Origin of the sequence: Caldanaerobius fijiensis DSM 17918 (assembly GCF_900129075.1) — a bacterium.
GTDB classification, from domain to species: domain Bacteria; phylum Bacillota; class Thermoanaerobacteria; order Thermoanaerobacterales; family Caldanaerobiaceae; genus Caldanaerobius; species Caldanaerobius fijiensis.
The window spans coordinates 26441-43265 of record NZ_FQVH01000022.1 but is presented as its reverse complement, the minus strand read 5'-3'; the positions used below and the strand labels follow the sequence as shown (position 1 = coordinate 43265).

The following is a 16825-nucleotide window of genomic DNA, read 5'->3' as shown; positions in this document are numbered from 1 at the left end:
AGGTACCCGAGATTGGCTACTGTTTGTATCGACGGTAATGCATCTATGGCAAACCCCATAGGCCGAGAACGATACAGAAGGTGCTTGATCTGGGGATGCTCTCCACCTCGGTGGAGAGAGGATGTCACATATATGGAAGATGTCCAAAAAAGAATACGAAGATTTGTTTGAAACCGAGCTTTCGTTCAGTTTAAAAGGTAGAAAGTTTTCTTTCACGTTCGATTTGGCCTGTCGCGGTATTCTAATGGTGACTCGTCAGGATAATATCAACAACTGGATTAACGAAATTAAAAACCAACTGCAGGAGAAAGTGGCTTTGAAAATTTTTGTGGGAGAAAATGATAGGTTGTGCGGCAGTTCGGAAATCTTCAATATCAGAAAGCTGAGCGCTTTAAACGATGTAATGTTTAATAAAATAACAGAACCCTTCATCCTCATTTGGCACATGCAAAGGACTGATAGGTTTGATCTGCGTACGAGAGCGAGAGGACATCCGTATGCTTTGTTTTCCATAACTTCTCCTGATGAAGACCTCGGCCGGTACGATCCGAAGTGGGAAATGCGTTACAAGGTGGTGATAATCGATAAGGATGTATTAAGTGCCCACCTGTATAAGGAATTCAGCTGCACCAGCGATGTAGTGATAAAAAGCAACTCCGATATAATCGGGTTAAAAGTGATTCCTGAGGGGTTATCGGATAATTCACTGGTGGTCTTGTAACTTGAAAGGTATATTTGTTGTTATGGACATCAATGTCCAAAAGACTGCCCGACAGGCAGCTTTTTTTATGCCTTCGGGCAGGAAAGGAGCTGAACCGTATGCTGGCAGGCTTCATAATAGGCCTGATTGTTGGAGGTTGTTTGGGTGTGCTTTTGATGTCCATGTTCTTTGCGGAGAAAAAGGGAGGTGATTAGCATGAGCAACATTCAGGCTATAACTCCCCAACAGTTTGGGCAGAGCCTGGCAAACGCAATTATGGTCCTGTACAATTCCATTTCCCTTGTCATCGTACCGCTGGTTATGCTGGTTCTGCTCATATCCGCAATTCTGTTTATAGCCGGTGCGTTTTCACATTCGGGCACGCTGAAGAAAATGGGAACGGGCGGTTTCGTCGGTGCGGGACTTGGTTTTCTGGTGTATGCTGCAACGCCGTTCATCGTCGGGCTTTTAAAATCTATGGCGCAGAGCTTCAAATAATGGAAGGAGGTGGTAGACGTGAAAAAAGTGACAAACAAGGTAAAAGCAGCATTGTACGGAGCAATAACGTCGATGATGATTCCCGTTTATGCATATGCCAATAGCAATAGTTCCAGTATTCCCGATACTGATCCGAACGATTTGGGCGGCAAAATAATATCCACAATTAATCTATTTTTGTTGCCAATAGGAGCGGGTTTGATATTCATATCTGTTGCGATTATAGCTGTAAAGCTCATAATGCAGCATTCAAAGGTGCAGGAAAGGGCGGAAACGCTCGCAGGCCTCGGATGGCTTGCAGCTGGTGCACTGCTGCTAGGTGGTGCGTCACTTGTTGCCGGATTATACTACCATTTAGCAAGCAATTTTAAGTGATTAAAATTCTTAAAACGGGCTGTACCTTTCGATACAGCCCGTTCCAAGGAGGTGATGAAAATCAGGCTGTTTACAGTACCATTCGAGTTCCCGCATGAAGAAAAACTGTTCTGGAACATGTCAGGCAGGCAGTTGGGATATGCCGGGGCAGCTCTTCTGGTTGCTGGAGTGTTCATCACCAGACTGTCCGTTTCCGTTAAACTGCTTGTGTTTATACCATCGGTTATAATTCTTGCTATGTGTGCGTTTTTGAAGATCGGCAACATGTACTTCGACAGGTTCATGATTGTCTTTTTAAAGTACTGTTTTAGAAAGAAAAAGTACATATACGGGAGGTGATTGATTGTATATACTGATTTCCGTTATATTCGTCATATTGACGATTGCAACCATAGTCGGCACATGGCTGTATTTGCATATGCAGGATAAAAAGTTATCATCCCGCAGTTCATATTCAAACAGCCAGCGCAGGAGCAGAAAAGAGCGCGCCACGGAACGCAGCAGTAAAAATACGCTGAAAAACATTTGGGATATCGAGGATATAAGGGATGGGCTCATATACCTGAAGAACGGCATGTATGCCGCTGTGGTGCAGTTAGGCTCCATTGACATCAGGCTGCTGTCCGAGAGCGAACAGGAGATGATAGAAAATATTCTCATACGTACTGCTTTGTCGTTTACGGACAGCGTACAGTTTATAGCAGTCACCGAAAAGGCCGATGCCGAAAGTGTGATAAATGCCATTTACGATAATATATCGTCCGATGATACGGTGCTCAACGTGAAAAGCTTTGGGGCTGAAATGATAGAGCATCTGAGAGCCTTGTCGCGGGACAGAAGCGTATATACAAGAAGGAACTATGTCGTGTTGGGGTATTATGGGCCGTTTGAGAAGGTGCATGAGGAACTTTCGAGAAGGTGTGCAATTTTAATTAATGAGATGAATTCTGCAAGGATAAGCGCAAGAAGATTGGATTCTGAAGAGTTGTTGGATTTTGTTTACAGATTTTTGAATAGAAACAGCAATGCAAAACCTTCGGAAATGGTACAAAAAGGCGGTCTTGAGTTGTATGTTACCGGGCCAATTTTGAACAATAGAAGGGAGGACGAAATGCTTGCAGCGATTGAAGATAAGAATGAGGATACAGAATCTAAAGATGAACTCAAAAAGTAAGCAGCCGGAAGATGACGGCAGATTTGATAGAAATGTTCTTGAGATAAGAGATTTGCTGACACCTGATGGATTTGAGGAAACAAAGGATTATATATATCTGGGAGCGGAGAAGTACGTACGCACGTTTGTTGTAAGTGTTTGGCCGCGCGAAATACACGTCGGCTGGTTTGACGACATATTCTCGTTGGGCGATATAGACCTTTCGATATACGTCGATCCTGTACCCGACCGGATAGTTGCGAAAAAACTCAGGGACAGGCTCATCTCCGTCATGACGGAGCTGTACAGAAAAGAGAAAGATGGCGATATCAGCTATGTTCCGCAGCTTATGGCCATGAAAGATGACCTTGAACGGGAATTAACGGATGTGCAGACAAACAGAGATAAAATGTTTTATGTCACTGCAATAATTACTTTGAAAGCGTCGAACCTTGAAGAGCTGGAAAACAAAACGAACATGCTGGAAGATATATTTGCAAGGAAGGCTGCCCGCATAAGAGTGGCGACGTTTATGCAGGCGGAAGGTTTTAAAGGCTCTCTTCCCATGTGTAAGCCGGCTCTTCAGATGTACGAGAGAAATATCACAACGGGAGGTGTGGCTTCTCTTTTTCCTATTTCAAACCCGGATTTAACTCATCCCGACGGCATACTTCTGGGACGCAACTATTTTACGGGCGCGCCGGTTTTTATAAACAACTTTGCCGTACCTTATTATTTGAACAACCAACATATAGCAATATTCGGCATTCCCGGTGCTGGGAAATCTGTGGCTGTAAAGCACATACTCTTTTCATATATCCTTATCGGGAAAAAAGTGGTGGTTATAGACCCAGAAAAAGAGTACAGGAAACTGATAGAGGGACTGGGTGGAGAATACATCGAAATAAAATCGGGTGTCGAGGCCGGAATGAATCCCTTTGACCTTGAGGTTGATGTGGATGAGTACGGGAACGAAACGGTGGATATACAATCGAAAGTGTCTGAAATAAAAGGGCTGCTCGGTGCAATATCAAGAAACTTCAACGGGCGTCCGCTGAACGCATTGGAACTTGTGGCAGTTGAGCAATCCATTCTTGAACTTTACAAAGAGAGAAACATAACGTCCAACCCGGAAAGCCTGTACGAAGAGGGCGGCAGAAAAATTGGAAAGGACAAATATGCAATAGGAAAGGTCAAAAAAAGGATGCCAACTCTTTCAGACCTGAGAAAAAAGCTGGCCGAAAAGAAAAATTCACAGGAACTTGCGGAAATACTCATTCCGTTCACGAGAGGCCATTCCATGGGCATGTTTGACTGCGAAACGTCAATAGATACGAAGAGCCACATTATAGGTTTTTCGTTTTTTGATATAAAAGATGAGTTCACAAAGTTTTATGCAACATACGTGCTCTTGGCATGGATATGGCAGAACTTTGTGCAGCGTCAAAGAGATATAGACAAAATTGTGGCGAATGACGAAGCATGGATGTTTGTAAAGTATCCCGAAGCTGCCCAGTTTTTAAACGACCTTGCAAGGCGCGGCAGAAAGCATCACACGGCTCTCATAGTGTCAAGCCAGTTTATAGATGAATTTCTGGAAAATGAAAACGGACAGGCGGTGATAAAGTCCTGCGCCACGAACATTTTGATGAGGCAGCACCCGGCTTCAGTGGATAAGACGGTTGAGTTCTTCCATCTTTCGTCGGGAACAAAAAACCTTCTTGAGTCTTTCAGTCAGGGTGAATGCATACTTTCGCTCAATGGAAACGTGACCGCAATAAAGGTCACGCCCATAGCTTGTGAATGGCCCTATATAACTACATGAGGGGAGGTGAAAGTCATAGCTAAAAAGCTGTATTCAAGGCTGTTGACGCTCTTTTTGATATTTATGACGGTGCCGACATACGTGCTGGCTTCCACCACTTCTGCTGTGGATATCGTTGATAAGGAGCAGGGAAGTATATTTGAAAAGGCTATAGCCGAATTGATAGCCGGTGCGGTGAATGCAGTGATGGGTGCGTTGAGCAAATATGCCGGAATAAAAACCCTGGATGAAGTGATATTCAATGCGGGACATGCACCCGACAGCCAGATGCCGTTCAAAGACAGCATGTGGATTACCATGACGGATATGTACAGGTTCATGGAGATTATAGGAGAGGCATTGATCGTTGTCGCGGTTGCGGTGGCCGCATACAAGTTCATACGTGCTGCTACCAATCCCCGGGCAAGGCAGGATGCACAGGAGACACTGTTCCGAATTGCTGCATTCGGGCTTTTTGTGCTGATCACGCCCATAGTCTTCAAGGTGCTGCTTTATATCAACAATGCAATAGTTAGTTTTATTTACACCTCGCTTAAATTTAACAACACCGATTCAAAAATTGAGGCGATACTCGGATACAGCGGTATATTGAGCAAAATTCAGACAGGAAGCGCAATCGTCACGGCTATCGTGATTTTAATGTTTGCATACCTCAACTTCAGAATAGCGATGCTGTTCATTGTGCGAATGTTCAACATGGCGGTGTTTTATATTTTTACCCCGATTGCGGCAATACTGTGGGCGATCAACAGAAACATAAATGCGTTCGGCATATGGCTCGGCGAACTGCTGACCAATATATTCACGCAGGCGTTCTATGCTTTCGTGTTTGCGGTGTATGTGGAACTGGTGAACGGCAGCATGGTCATAACTCCGGGGGTTCAGGCTGCACCTTCGGCCGGTGGAGGAGGTGGTGTAAGCATCATACCGGGCCAGGGCTCCGATAACTGGTTTTACCCGCTTGTATGGGCATTGACCGTTATACCAATAGCCGAAGCGTTGAGAAATTCTCTTCAGGGCTTTATCACAAGACTTGCTGGTGTTAATGAAGCGGGAATCGCAGGGAAGGCAATGAACCTGTTAGGATTAGGCGGACTGGTTTCGAGCGTTCAGGCGATATCAGCACAGTATCGTCCAATCGGGAAAGGTGGAATTGCAGGTTCGGTTTTCAACGGCGGCACTTCCACAGTGAAAACGCAGACGAGCACCACATCATCCGCAGGGACTGGTTCGGCTGGCAGTTCAACAACAGCGGGAGAAAGTGCAGCAATATCGGGTACTCGGATGTCACCGATGAACAAAACGGATAATTTGTCCTATGACATCGGTTCTTCCGCTTCTCCAACCGGCAGTATGACTGCAGGCTATTCCCCTGACTTCAACACAGTTTACAATGCTGCCGCACGGACTGACGGCTTTGCAGGTGCTGCAGCAGGCAGCGTTGCAGTTGATGCTTCGGTAGACGGCAGACCTATCCACGCTTCGATGGTTATGCCCAAATCGGTATCACCAATCACCGGCACGAGCAGGCATACAGGAGGCGGTGTGCTTGCAAACGTCGATATGCCAAACACTTATCCGTCAACAGCAAACATTTCGGCGATGCCGCCTCAAACCATATCGATGTCCGCAGACGCAAGCAAGGCTACCGGCGGGAGAGCGATAGCAAACCCGTCCGAATCCCTTATAGACGCGCTGAATTTCGGGCAAAAAATGGGTTACTATACCGAAAAGATGGGAACGGCCATAGGCGGGCTCGGTGCTATGGCCGACGGGCCGGAGGGCATAAACGTTGTGAGAAATGCGGCGCATACGGCAGGAAGCGCGGTCAAATTCGTTGCCGGTACCGCAGCTTCGCTGTACCAGGTCGGCAAGCAGGCCAGGCAAAACAAAATGACGTTGGGCGAAACCGTGAAGCAGATGACCGGCGCTAAAAGCGGTGTACGAGGTCTCGGAAGGATAGTCAGCCTCAATGCGTCCAATGCTTTCTCGGGTACGGCAAGAGTTGAACAGAAGCTTCAAAGCTACGGTGTGATGGGAAACGGTAGAAGCAGCGTGAACACGAGCATCGACGGCATGAGATGGAAGTAGGAGGGTTCAAATCCCTCCTACTTTTTTTGAAATCGAGGTGATGAATTTGAATCAAAAAGAGTGGATAAAGAACTATATAAAGAAAAGGATATGGAGCGTCATATGGAGAGCAATAGCGCCTTATATAGGGATTATCGTCGGTATAGCCGGAGTGATTATTATATTCTATGTCCTCATCGGCGCTGTATATATTCAGTTTACGGGAGCATGGACGTTAACCGGCTTGCATCCGTCGCCGGACGACGCTAAGATAATGAACTGGTGTAAAGAAGCTGCAGATAAATATAATGTATCCGATATTTGGTATCGACCAGAAAACGGCTCTTATCAAAAAGGGGATAGATTAATGGACTACTACGGACGGGATAAAGCACTTATACTTACATGGGGCATGATTTATTCCGGTGCTACATATCACAACGTATCTTTGCACAAAGAGATAACAAAGGAGCTTATCGATGAAATTGCAAAAGATTGGCATCCAACTTTTAAGTATGTGGGTTATACACTTAAATTTCAGCAGTTGCTGCCGGAAACAGATGAAAATGGTCGTTTAGTAAGGGATGAAAACGGCAATGTAAAGAAAAAGTGGCACGAGTTTATCGAGACCCGGTATGTACTTGAAGAGGCCGATACCATATTCGGGCATTTCAGGTATTCGTACAAAAAAGAAAAACGCACATTTTCACCTGAGAACAAGGGTGAAGAACTCATATGCACGGATACCAGGCTGGAAGGCCAACCGTACGAGAGGCTTGATAACTACATAAAAGAGAAATTCAAGATAGGAGAAAGCAGCGTTGATTACCAGCGCTATGCAATTATAGAAGCAGGAAAGGGCTACGACAACAAGGAACAGAGAATGGAGTGGGGAATGTCGCAGGGATTCAATTTGGGAGATTTCGTGTCGTCTGCAACGATCCCTCCGGAGTTGATACCGCTCATACAGGAGGTGAGCCGGAAGTACGGGATACCCGCGTGGTTCATAACGGGGATCATACAGACGGAGAGCAGCTTTAACCCGATGGCAATAAATACATCGTCGGGAGCGCTGGGACTTATGCAGGTGATGCCGGATAACTGGAAATACTATGCTCCTCGTTTGGGCTACGATGTGAATGCTGACATGTTCAATCCCAGAGCCCAACTGGATGTCGGCACGTATCTGTTGAAGAGCTATCTCGGGGACAACATAGATTGGTCTGGTGACTGGAAGGAGCAAACTTTGAAGGCGCTGGCTGTATTCGGAGGATACGGCACGGACACGGAAAGTTGCAGAGTGGAATACGCGGAACCCAAGGTGTGGGCTTTCGCAGAGTCATTCAGATTAAGCATGACGGATGACGGTAAAATAGTCACGGTGTGGCCTTTGGACGGATATCATGACTTATCGTCGCCATTCGGCATTAGAACTGACCCAATAACGGGAAAAGTACTGGAAGATCACAAAGGCATAGATATACCTGCCCCGATGGGCACACCAGTACACGCCGTTGCCTCCGGACAGGTGGTTGTGGCGGGGCCGGTGAGCGGTTACGGCAACCACGTCGTTGTTATACGCGATATGACGCACGACTACCTTTACGGACATATGAGCAAGATGTTTGTCCACAAAGGCGAGATGGTGAAAGCAGGCGATGTGATAGGCGCAGTTGGGTCGGAAGGACGTTCCACCGGTCCACATCTGCATTTAGGCATCAGCAACGGCGACTGGACGAAGGGCAACTGGATTGACCCGATGCTGGTGCTGCACGGGAATTAAATTCAAGAAAATGTTTTAACTGTATGGTATAATATGCTGCGAGGTGGTGTTATTATGAACAACAAGTTTGAGGAATTCCTCAGCTACCTTGCAGCTTTTTTTGTATATATGCTGAGCAAATTGATGAATTTATGTGAAATGATTGCAGTGTTCACTTTGAGTGCATTAGCGATAATGTTCACACCGATCTTGGCTCTATTGTTTTGGGTTGTGTGTATTTTTGGAGGTATACTACTGCTGATAGCAGGTATAACACTTGTACTGGATTATCCAGTGTTTTTAGAATTTGTGGGAAATGTGAGTACAGGCTTGAAGTACTTATGGCTTGCCATAAAAATTGAGGTATTACCGCACTTTTTTAGCGCAATATCGTATATTGCACATCATCCGCTGCTGGCATTGTATGTTTCCATAGTATTAGCATGGGTGGTTAAGGAGTTGTTAGAGGACATTGCAATTGAGATCAAGGAAAAACAACAAGAGATAATCAGCTGGAGGATGAAAAAACAGTCAAGGCAGCAGCAGACTCAGCAGCAGAGCAAAAAACAGCAGGATACCGACGATGAAGCCGACGAGGGCTGGGCATCTTTTTTGAAAGCACCGTACACTGTTTGGTATCCTCCAAAAGATAAAGAAAAAAAGAAATAAATGGCGGTACGGAGCCAAATAGGCTCTGCACCGCTTTTTTGTTGGCTGAATTCAATCGTAGCAGAAAGGATGGGAGCATGTACAGAATAGTTGTCAAAGGACATCCGGTCCCGAAAGGGAGGCCGAGATTTTCAAGATTCGGCCGCATATATACGCCGAGAAGAACCAAAGAATACGAAGAGTACATCGGGTGGATTGCGAGAAGCATCATCAAATCGCCGATAAAGGGAAAAGTCGGCATGCATCTGGATATATACATGAAAGGTAGCGCTGACATAGATAATATCGCGAAGGCAGTGGCGGATTCTTTAAACGGGATTGCATATATAGACGACAGGCAAATTGTTCACCTCGAAACAAAGCGTATGCCCTGTGCGTCATCGGAGGACGAAAGGGTGGAAATAACTCTGTGGGAAGAAGACAACATTAAAAAAGCAGAGGGAGATGGAGAACGATGATACTCATATATACAGGCGTGCAGGAATTCGACATAAAGCTCAACAGTATTCTGCCGGACTCCCGCACTGCATACTACAGCGAGTACCTGCTTCAGGAGAAGGATGCCGATACCGTTGTAATGTCGACAGTTGTGGACGTCGGAATGCCGTTCAAGGACTTTCTGTTTTCCCTGCGAAAACAGGACAAACGTGTTATACTGTGGGTGCACGACGAAGAGTACATCAAGTATGCATTGGCGCTGGGAATATACGACCTGCTGTTCGATCCTCTGACGCCGGAGATGGCAGCGGAGGTTGTGAACAGGCCAAAAAAATTTTCGGACGTTGCACATCTGTTCCTGAACGCCGGGGGGAGGGTGGAGTTCAGTGATGCGGGATTCAACAACATGGATGCAGCGATGAAACAGGTGGAAGGCCTGCTGCGTCTTTTGGGAGGAAAAATGCAGGACAATCTGAATGACGCTCTTGTGGAGCTGGAGCAGGCCGTTGTCAAAAATTTTGCAGAAATAGGATAGAAGGGAGATGCTTATGAGTATCGATTGGGATAAAGAAGAGTATTACGAAGGCGGCTTTGATGATGATTATGATGAGGACGATTTTGATGAGGATGACAAAATCAGCTTCAACAAAGATATGCCGCAAAACCTGATAAGGCCTTACTCGGAGACGACGAACAAGCTGATCGTGCTCATGACGAATGTGGATGGTTACGACGCTGACCGGATCGCGCACATCTTAAAGCGCGACCCGGTAGATGTGCTGAGGCATATACTGGAGATGAAGGCGGACGGCACGTTCGACAGGTACCATGAGGAAATGATGGCGTATGATGGGTTGTACCGGTACCAGATGCTGAAAAAGCTGGAAAAGCTGAAGAAAGTCCAAAAGCAGCAGGGAGGGTAGAAGCCTGAAGAAAGAAGGTGTTATTATTGTAGAGCTTTGGCTTGCAGTAGCAATTTCTGCGGTAATTCTGGATTTGCTAACCAGCAATATTTTTTTTGTGTTCTTTTCAGTCGGCGGAATAGTAGCTATTGCTGCGGATTTGTCGGATTATCTTTTTTGTCGCAGTTGCTTTACAGAATTCCGGGCGGGAAAGCCCACGGGTTCACTCGTGGGATGAAAGCCCGGTTGCTATTTTGAAGGCCGCTTTTGCGGCCTTTTTTTATGCGCAGGGAAAATGAAAGGAGGTGCAACGATGGAGCAGACAATAACCCTGAAACTGAAGCTGTACAACCCGACAAAGGATAAGCAGAAAATGTATCAGACGATGGCAGACAGGGTCACGGATTTTGCAAACAGATACCTGTTCCTCGATAAAAAGAGCAGACCGAAGACATCAAAGGAAGCGAAGCAGTATTCCGAACCGCTGCCGGCTGCCGTGCTCAATCAGGCCATCAGGGATATAAAAGCAGCAAAGAATGCAAAAAAATTTAAAAGGCTGTGGCCGAACTTTAACAATCAGAGCTTCAGGGTAGAAAAGGAGAGCACCAAAGACGGGGAAACAGTGTGGAAGGTGTCGTTTCCCACATTTGAGAAGAGGATCGGCGTGCCGGTGGAAGTGAACAGGCACCATGCCAACTTTCTTGAAAAGCTCCTGACGGGTGAAGCAAAACAGGGAAGCGCAAAGCTGGTGAAGCAGAGGGGCAAGTGGTACGTCATGCTGAGCATGACACTGCATATCGAAGAGAAGGCAAAAGAGGAAGAAAAGATAATGGGTATAGATTTGGGACTGATAGACCTGCTTGTTGCGAATGTGAACGGGCAGACATTGTTCTTCCACGGCGGCAGGGTGGCATACATGCGAAGGCGCTATCAGAGTCTGCGGAGCAGACTTCAGAAGGTCGGAGCATACAGGACGCTCAAGAGAACAGGCGATAAGGAGCACCGCGTCATAACGGACATAAACCATAAAATAGCCAAGAAGGTGGTGGAGTTTGCAGTGAAGCACGGGGTGACGAAGATAAGGATGGAGGATTTGAGCGGTGCAAGGTGGACGATGGAGCAGAGAACGGAACAGAGGAAGGACGGCGGGAGAAGCCTTCAGAGCTGGGCATTCTACCAGCTTCAGCAGTTCATAGAGTACAAGGCAGCGCTGCACGGCATAAGTGTGGAGTACGTGGTGGCGGACGGGACAAGCATGATATGCAGCGTGTGCGGCGAGAAGCTTTCATCGAGGCCGAAGGGAAGGATGTTCACGTGTCCGAACTGTGGAAGCACAAGGCACATAGATGCGAATGCAGCGAAGAACATAGCGGATGCGGTGAGCGGGATAGCAATATAGTCCTGGCTGCACGGCAACAGTGCAGCTGCTCCTGCGGGTGGGCGGCGGGGGTCCGCCGAACCGCGGTGGGACGGGCTGGTTGACACAGCCCAGAGGGTGAGCGGATGAGAGCCGGCAGAAATGCACGGCTGGACGCAAATCCCAACCGGAACCGGGCGTGATCCCCGAAAGGGGCACGGAACTCCCGGGGATGACCACCAATGAGGCATGGGAGGAATCCCATGACTTCAGTCGTGGGAGGATGTCAAGGTCGTGCTTTTTTTTATTGGGCGCGTATAAACGCGTACTAAAAAACAAAAGGAGTGGTGTTATGGGCAAACTGTTCGGAAGAACAGACACGAAGAAGAAGGAGGTGAAAGACGTGGATAGGACATGGTTTGGTAGGATGGTGAAGAACGTGCACAACAACAGGGGCTTCACGCTGGTTGAGCTGCTGGTTGTTGTGGCGATCATAGCTATCCTTGCAGCGGTGCTGGTGCCGAGATTACTGGGCTACACCGACAGGGCACGTCAGGCAAGGGCGATGAGCGACCTGGGCACGATGAAAACCGTCATCGAGACCTACACGGCAGATCAGGGTCAGGGCGTGTATCCGTCGATAAAGACAACCGATCAAAACTACGTCGGTACGATACTGAAGAACGGCGGCATCAACTGGACAGGCGATACAAATGGTGTCAAGGACCCATGGGGTTATCCGTACTACTATACTGTTTCAGCACCTGATACTAACGGCAACGTGCACTACATCATCGTATCACCCGGCAAGGACGGCAAGCTCGGCTCTACTGACGACGTATACACCACTGACAGCGTGCAGCCAACCGTTGGACAGGCCGATACAGCCACGTTTACAGATTTGGCAGCCACACCACCGACAGCAGCAGCTTCCGCACAATAATAGTTTTTAAAGCAAGGCAGGGATTCTACCCTGCCTTTTGCTTTTTTCATGAACAGCATTTTGCTTATGGACATGGATGTCCTGTTTCTGCAAATTTGATTGAAAGGATGGGGTATTTATGAAAATGATTGATGTATCTCTTCTTAAAGAACACCCGAGGAACAATGAGCTTTTTGACGATATCGAGGGCGAACGTTGGAATGAGTTTGTGGAGAGCATTAGGACGAGCGGGATAATCGTGCCTTTAATAATTACGCAGAATTACATTGTGGTATCCGGCAACCAGAGATTAAGAGCAGCGAAGGAAATCGGTATGAAAGAAGTTCCGTGCGAAGTCAGAACGTATGAGAACAAGGACGGACTTTCAAAAGAAGATTGGATACTGAAAGACCTGATTGAGACGAACTTAAGACAGCGCGGCATTGGCAATTTGAACCCGATGAAAACAGCAAGGTGCATTCTGGAGCTTGAAAGGATATACGGAATTAAGAGGGGAGGATACAGAGAAAATTTACAGAATTTAGGTGGTCAAAGTGCGGCAGCCGCACTTTCATATCCTAAAAATTTACAGCAAGAAATAATTGGAGACATGGGAATAAGCAAAAGGCGCTATCATGAACTCAAAAAACTCAACGATTTAATCCCCGAACTTCAGACGCTTGTGGAATCCGGTAAGCTTTCGTCAACAGCAGGCACGCAGCTTGCATATCTGGAACCGGAGCAGCAGAGGGAGCTTTATGAAGCTCTGGGCGAGCAGATAGGAAGCTTGAAACGAAGCGAGATAGAGAACATACGGAAGGACGTGGAGAAATACAAGAAACAGGTCGATGAGCTTGCAAAGCAGCTTCTTGATGCGGAAAAAGAAAAGAAGCAGCTGGAGTATATGCAGAAAAAACTTGAAGAGCAGCTCAAGAACGTCAAACCTGAAATCATAGAGAAACAGCCGGACGATTACATCTTCCTCAAAAAGAGCGTTGCAAACATATCGCAGCAGCTCGAACAGCAAACAGCAAAATTAAAACAGCTGGAAGAGGAAAAGGAAAAACTTGAGAAGGAACGCACAGAGTACGCGAAAGCTCTGCAGGAGCTTAAAGAAGCCAACAAAAAGCTGCAGGAACAGAAAGAAAGAGCCGAAAAGCAGGTTGCAGATATGACGATTGCCGAAATACAGGCGAAGAACAAACACAAGGTGAGACAGGCTCTATCGCTTCTGGTTGGCGAGATAAACAGAAGGACGGCGGAAATAAAACTCATGATGGAGGCAGATATTGCAAACCTTGAAGACCCGGAAATAGGCAACTGGATACAGAAGACAATAGATGCGCTCAATGAGTCCATAGAGGAGCTGGAGCGCTGGAACTACACAAAGGAGGGAAGAATCTATGATGCCGCAAGATACTCCGTCAGCTGAACTCATCGAGACCTTTCTCAATCCCGAGTCAGCAGTATTCAAAAAGGCAAAAAGAGCGGTGGAAATCGAAATGAACATCGCATTCGAGGTGTTCATGGCAGAACAGTACTCAAGAATACATTATTCCGATCTTATGGAGGATGTGCCGGAAGAGCTGGCATCGAAGGACAGGCTTGTGAGCTGGCTGAACGACTACCGCCGCGGCAAAATAGTCCGTCCGGGATTAATCACTCTGTACAAAAACAACAATCCCGGCCACTTTCAGGACGGCATATGGCAGGCAAGGTATTTCTGCCTTTTCGTCAAGTACCTCAAGGAAATGCTGACGAACCAGCAGTACGTCAGAAACAAAAAGATAGCTGAGAATTTTGCGCTGTCGTTTGCAAATTCGGATTGGTACTGGAGCGCCGTCGGAATATCATCGCTCAAACTCCTGGAGAATTTATACAAGCAGAATGCCCTTCAGACGAGCATTGCAAAAGCGTATATACGGCAGACCCTCATAGCAAGGGAACTGCTGAACAGCGTGGGAAAGATTATCGGCAGGTCAACCAAAAACCACGATGCGTATGAAATGAAGGACATTCTGCCGCAAATTGTCGAAAAAAGCTTCAAGCAGCAGTTGAAATGCTCATTCGATATTTTCGCAAACAACAAAGAGTACCTGATATACAGAAAGTACGTGAGGGAAATATACGGGACACTGCAGACAATTTATCTGACACCGAACGCATCCGAAAAGTTCCTGCCGGAAGGGAAAAGAGGCAGTCCGATATGAGAAACCTGTTGAAAAATGAAGAAGGCTTTTCGTTCATAAACGCGTTAACGGCAACATCCATCGTTGTTCTGTGTGTATTGTTTCTTTCTTCCATGATCACGTACGGCACGCGCATGAACAGGTTGGCGGTGAACAGGACAAAAGCATTGTTTCTGGCGCAGGAGGAGCTCGACACAATCCTTTCACAAAAGCCTGCGCCCGTGATGATGGAAAGCTCCGTTCCCATTCCGGGTTATCCCGGTTTTTACCGAAGCATTAAGGTCAGAGAAACGGCATACGGCAGTATAGAAATAACCGTCACCATATCATTTCCCAACGGAAACCTGTCGCTGACAGTCGAACGGTCAGAATAAGGCGGTGTATGAAATGCTTAATGAAAAAGGATTCACTTTGATTGAAACAATTTTTTCGGCGTTGTTGGGCACAATCGTCTTTCTGGGCATGTTTCAGATATTCAGCATATCGATGGTTGCTTTCAGCAGGCAGAATGGACTTAACAGCACAACCAATGACATGGCAAGGTTTTTGTATGTTTTTTCGTGCGATATTCACGGCGCGGACAGCGTATCGGTCACGGGACACAGCAGAGTTGTAATCTTCAAAAACGGCTCCTTTATAAACTATACATACTGCGGCAACACAATAGCGAGAAACGGCAAACCCGCAATCAAAAATCTTTCTTACGCTTATTTCAGTCAAACACCCGCGTATTCCGGAAGTGGCCGTGTGGTGTACGTTCTGATTGTTAAAAATTCGGAGATGATGGAGACCGGTGCATATGCAGAATAAAGGATATGCTATGGGGATAGTCCTGATTCTCGTGGCCGTGCTTGTTTTGACAGCCGGCACCTTCATAACAAACGTAAATTACGCCGTGAAAAATGAGGCAAACATGGAAAAGTCGATGAGAGCGCATTACGCCGCTGTAACCGGCATAGAACGTGCAGAAGCTTTTTTGTCTTGCAGCAGCATTAATTTGCCCGTAGGAAAAGTGGTTGAAATAAAACAAGTTGAAGGGAACACGGCGGACGGCGGATTTGTAAAGCGCGTCACGGTTCAATGTTTAAAAAAGAAAGGGAGAAATATTACGGTATTGATAACTTCTCAAGGGTGTTATGGCGGTGTTTTTAAGACAGAAAAAGCGACGGTAGCGTTTCAGAAATAGGATGATATGAAACTTTCATGCCTTAATAATTTTCAAAAATATTTAAAGAGGAGTGATTTCGGATGAAAAGCAGGTTAAAAAAGATAATATTATATGCGTTAATTATGGTTTTTGCGATGTTTGCCCTTGTACAGACGGTGCCAAGCATACACGCATCAACGACAAAGGGGTTTATATTCGCCAGCGCAGGTCCGGATGGAAAATTCGGAACAGATGATGATGTATATATAACAGAAACAGGTAATGTGATGCAAGGAAGGGTAGACCCAACTGGTGGGGTACTGTCTTCAGTTAAATTGTCCGAAACCTCGTCTGAAAACAAAAACAATAACTCATTACAGTTTAGAATAAGTGCGGGAAACTATAGTTCTTCAGTTTTGAAAAAAGATGGAACAGTTTGGAGTTGCGGATATAACTATTACGGCCAGCTAGGCGATGGCACAACGACAGATAGACTTATCTCCGTGCAAGCAAAGGACTTAACTAATGCGACAATGATAAGTGCAGGAGGTTATCATACAGTAGCTTTAAAGAGTGATGGTACAGTTTGGACTTGGGGACGTAACAATTATGGCCAGATAGGAGACGGGACAACAACAAATCGATATACTCCCGTACAGGTACAGGGACTGACCGATGTGGTGGCAATAAGTGCAGGAGAGTATTATACAGTAGTTTTAAAGAGCGATGGTACAGTTTGGACTTGGGGACGTAACAATTATGGCCAGATAGGAGACGGGACAACAACAAATCGATATACTCCCGTACAGGTACAGGGA

21 protein-coding genes are annotated in these 16825 nt (G+C 46.4%); all 21 read left to right on the top strand.

Features of this window, described 5'->3' with window-relative positions:
* Nucleotides 1-121 precede the first annotated feature (121 nt).
* Nucleotides 122-721 carry a hypothetical protein gene (locus BUB87_RS09450; protein ID WP_073344599.1) on the top strand — a complete coding sequence of 200 codons (600 nt, stop codon included), beginning with the start codon at nt 122-124 and terminating at the stop codon, nt 719-721.
* A 1-nt stretch (nt 722) separates the two neighbouring features.
* The gene (locus BUB87_RS09445) at nt 723-911 is read left to right on the top strand and encodes a hypothetical protein (RefSeq protein WP_073344597.1); all 189 of its coding nucleotides are present in this window, start codon (nt 723-725) and stop codon (nt 909-911) included.
* Nucleotides 890-1198 (top strand): hypothetical protein, encoded by a 309-nt coding sequence (locus tag BUB87_RS09440; protein WP_143156662.1) that lies wholly within the window; start codon nt 890-892, stop codon nt 1196-1198. Before BUB87_RS09445 ends, BUB87_RS09440 begins: the two co-directional genes overlap by 22 nt.
* An 18-nt stretch (nt 1199-1216) precedes the next feature.
* On the top strand, nt 1217-1573 hold the full coding sequence (locus tag BUB87_RS09435) for a hypothetical protein (protein WP_073344592.1): 357 nt from the start codon (nt 1217-1219) through the stop codon (nt 1571-1573).
* 54 nt (nt 1574-1627) lie between these two features.
* Complete coding sequence (locus tag BUB87_RS09430; RefSeq protein WP_073344589.1) at nt 1628-1912, top strand: PrgI family protein; 285 nt, start codon at nt 1628-1630, stop codon at nt 1910-1912.
* Between the two features lie 4 nt (nt 1913-1916).
* Complete coding sequence (locus BUB87_RS09425) at nt 1917-2747, top strand: TraC family protein (protein ID WP_073344587.1); 831 nt, start codon at nt 1917-1919, stop codon at nt 2745-2747.
* Complete coding sequence (locus BUB87_RS09420; protein WP_159432393.1) at nt 2689-4551, top strand: VirB4 family type IV secretion system protein; 1863 nt, start codon at nt 2689-2691, stop codon at nt 4549-4551. The genes BUB87_RS09425 and BUB87_RS09420 overlap by 59 nt, the downstream gene beginning before the upstream one ends.
* A 6-nt stretch (nt 4552-4557) precedes the next feature.
* Nucleotides 4558-6642 (top strand): hypothetical protein, encoded by a 2085-nt coding sequence (locus tag BUB87_RS09415; protein ID WP_073344581.1) that lies wholly within the window; start codon nt 4558-4560, stop codon nt 6640-6642.
* 46 nt (nt 6643-6688) lie between these two features.
* A complete protein-coding gene (locus BUB87_RS09410; protein WP_159432392.1) occupies nt 6689-8404 on the top strand; it encodes a M23 family metallopeptidase in 1716 nt (571 codons plus the stop codon).
* Between the two features lie 54 nt (nt 8405-8458).
* Complete coding sequence (locus BUB87_RS09405) at nt 8459-9052, top strand: hypothetical protein (protein WP_073344576.1); 594 nt, start codon at nt 8459-8461, stop codon at nt 9050-9052.
* A 77-nt stretch (nt 9053-9129) separates the two neighbouring features.
* Nucleotides 9130-9510, top strand: coding sequence for a RusA family crossover junction endodeoxyribonuclease (locus tag BUB87_RS09400; RefSeq protein WP_073344574.1), 381 nt, complete (start codon nt 9130-9132; stop codon nt 9508-9510).
* A complete protein-coding gene (locus tag BUB87_RS09395; protein WP_073344571.1) occupies nt 9507-10025 on the top strand; it encodes a hypothetical protein in 519 nt (172 codons plus the stop codon). The genes BUB87_RS09400 and BUB87_RS09395 overlap by 4 nt, the downstream gene beginning before the upstream one ends.
* Before the next feature lie 13 nt (nt 10026-10038).
* Nucleotides 10039-10413, top strand: coding sequence for a hypothetical protein (locus tag BUB87_RS09390; RefSeq protein WP_073344569.1), 375 nt, complete (start codon nt 10039-10041; stop codon nt 10411-10413).
* Nucleotides 10414-10705: 292 nt separating this feature from the next.
* Nucleotides 10706-11791: an RNA-guided endonuclease TnpB family protein gene (locus BUB87_RS09385; RefSeq protein ID WP_073344566.1), complete on the top strand. Its 1086-nt coding sequence runs from the start codon at nt 10706-10708 to the stop codon at nt 11789-11791.
* Nucleotides 11792-12101: 310 nt separating this feature from the next.
* Entirely contained in the window at nt 12102-12692 is a 591-nt protein-coding gene (locus tag BUB87_RS09380; RefSeq protein ID WP_073344564.1) for a prepilin-type N-terminal cleavage/methylation domain-containing protein, read from the top strand.
* Between the two features lie 118 nt (nt 12693-12810).
* A complete protein-coding gene (locus BUB87_RS09375) occupies nt 12811-14103 on the top strand; it encodes a ParB/RepB/Spo0J family partition protein (protein ID WP_073344561.1) in 1293 nt (430 codons plus the stop codon).
* Nucleotides 14075-14881, top strand: a complete 807-nt coding sequence (locus BUB87_RS09370) for a hypothetical protein (protein WP_073344559.1) — start codon at nt 14075-14077, stop codon at nt 14879-14881. Before BUB87_RS09375 ends, BUB87_RS09370 begins: the two co-directional genes overlap by 29 nt.
* Nucleotides 14878-15234: a hypothetical protein gene (locus BUB87_RS09365; RefSeq protein WP_073344556.1), complete on the top strand. Its 357-nt coding sequence runs from the start codon at nt 14878-14880 to the stop codon at nt 15232-15234. The genes BUB87_RS09370 and BUB87_RS09365 overlap by 4 nt, the downstream gene beginning before the upstream one ends.
* A gap of 37 nt (nt 15235-15271) precedes the next feature.
* Nucleotides 15272-15670, top strand: a complete 399-nt coding sequence (locus tag BUB87_RS09360) for a hypothetical protein (RefSeq protein WP_143156660.1) — start codon at nt 15272-15274, stop codon at nt 15668-15670.
* Entirely contained in the window at nt 15654-16046 is a 393-nt protein-coding gene (locus BUB87_RS09355) for a hypothetical protein (protein ID WP_159432391.1), read from the top strand. The genes BUB87_RS09360 and BUB87_RS09355 overlap by 17 nt, the downstream gene beginning before the upstream one ends.
* A gap of 62 nt (nt 16047-16108) precedes the next feature.
* A partial coding sequence (locus BUB87_RS09350; RefSeq protein ID WP_407641834.1) for an RCC1 domain-containing protein occupies nt 16109-16825 on the top strand: 717 nt, incomplete at its 3' end.

Bases quoted from the DNA above. Each gene is read 5' to 3' on its own strand.
- BUB87_RS09450 (WP_073344599.1), top strand. From the start codon at position 122: ATGTCACATATATGGAAGATGTCCAAAAAAGAATACGAAGATTTGTTT.
- BUB87_RS09430 (WP_073344589.1), top strand. From the start codon at position 1,628: ATGAAAATCAGGCTGTTTACAGTACCATTCGAGTTCCCGCATGAAGAA.
- BUB87_RS09405 (WP_073344576.1), top strand. From the start codon at position 8,459: ATGAACAACAAGTTTGAGGAATTCCTCAGCTACCTTGCAGCTTTTTTT.
- BUB87_RS09400 (WP_073344574.1), top strand. From the start codon at position 9,130: ATGTACAGAATAGTTGTCAAAGGACATCCGGTCCCGAAAGGGAGGCCG.
- BUB87_RS09395 (WP_073344571.1), top strand. From the start codon at position 9,507: ATGATACTCATATATACAGGCGTGCAGGAATTCGACATAAAGCTCAAC.
- BUB87_RS09390 (WP_073344569.1), top strand. From the start codon at position 10,039: ATGAGTATCGATTGGGATAAAGAAGAGTATTACGAAGGCGGCTTTGAT.
- BUB87_RS09385 (WP_073344566.1), top strand. From the start codon at position 10,706: ATGGAGCAGACAATAACCCTGAAACTGAAGCTGTACAACCCGACAAAG.
- BUB87_RS09380 (WP_073344564.1), top strand. From the start codon at position 12,102: ATGGGCAAACTGTTCGGAAGAACAGACACGAAGAAGAAGGAGGTGAAA.
- BUB87_RS09375 (WP_073344561.1), top strand. From the start codon at position 12,811: ATGAAAATGATTGATGTATCTCTTCTTAAAGAACACCCGAGGAACAAT.
- BUB87_RS09370 (WP_073344559.1), top strand. From the start codon at position 14,075: ATGATGCCGCAAGATACTCCGTCAGCTGAACTCATCGAGACCTTTCTC.
- BUB87_RS09365 (WP_073344556.1), top strand. From the start codon at position 14,878: ATGAGAAACCTGTTGAAAAATGAAGAAGGCTTTTCGTTCATAAACGCG.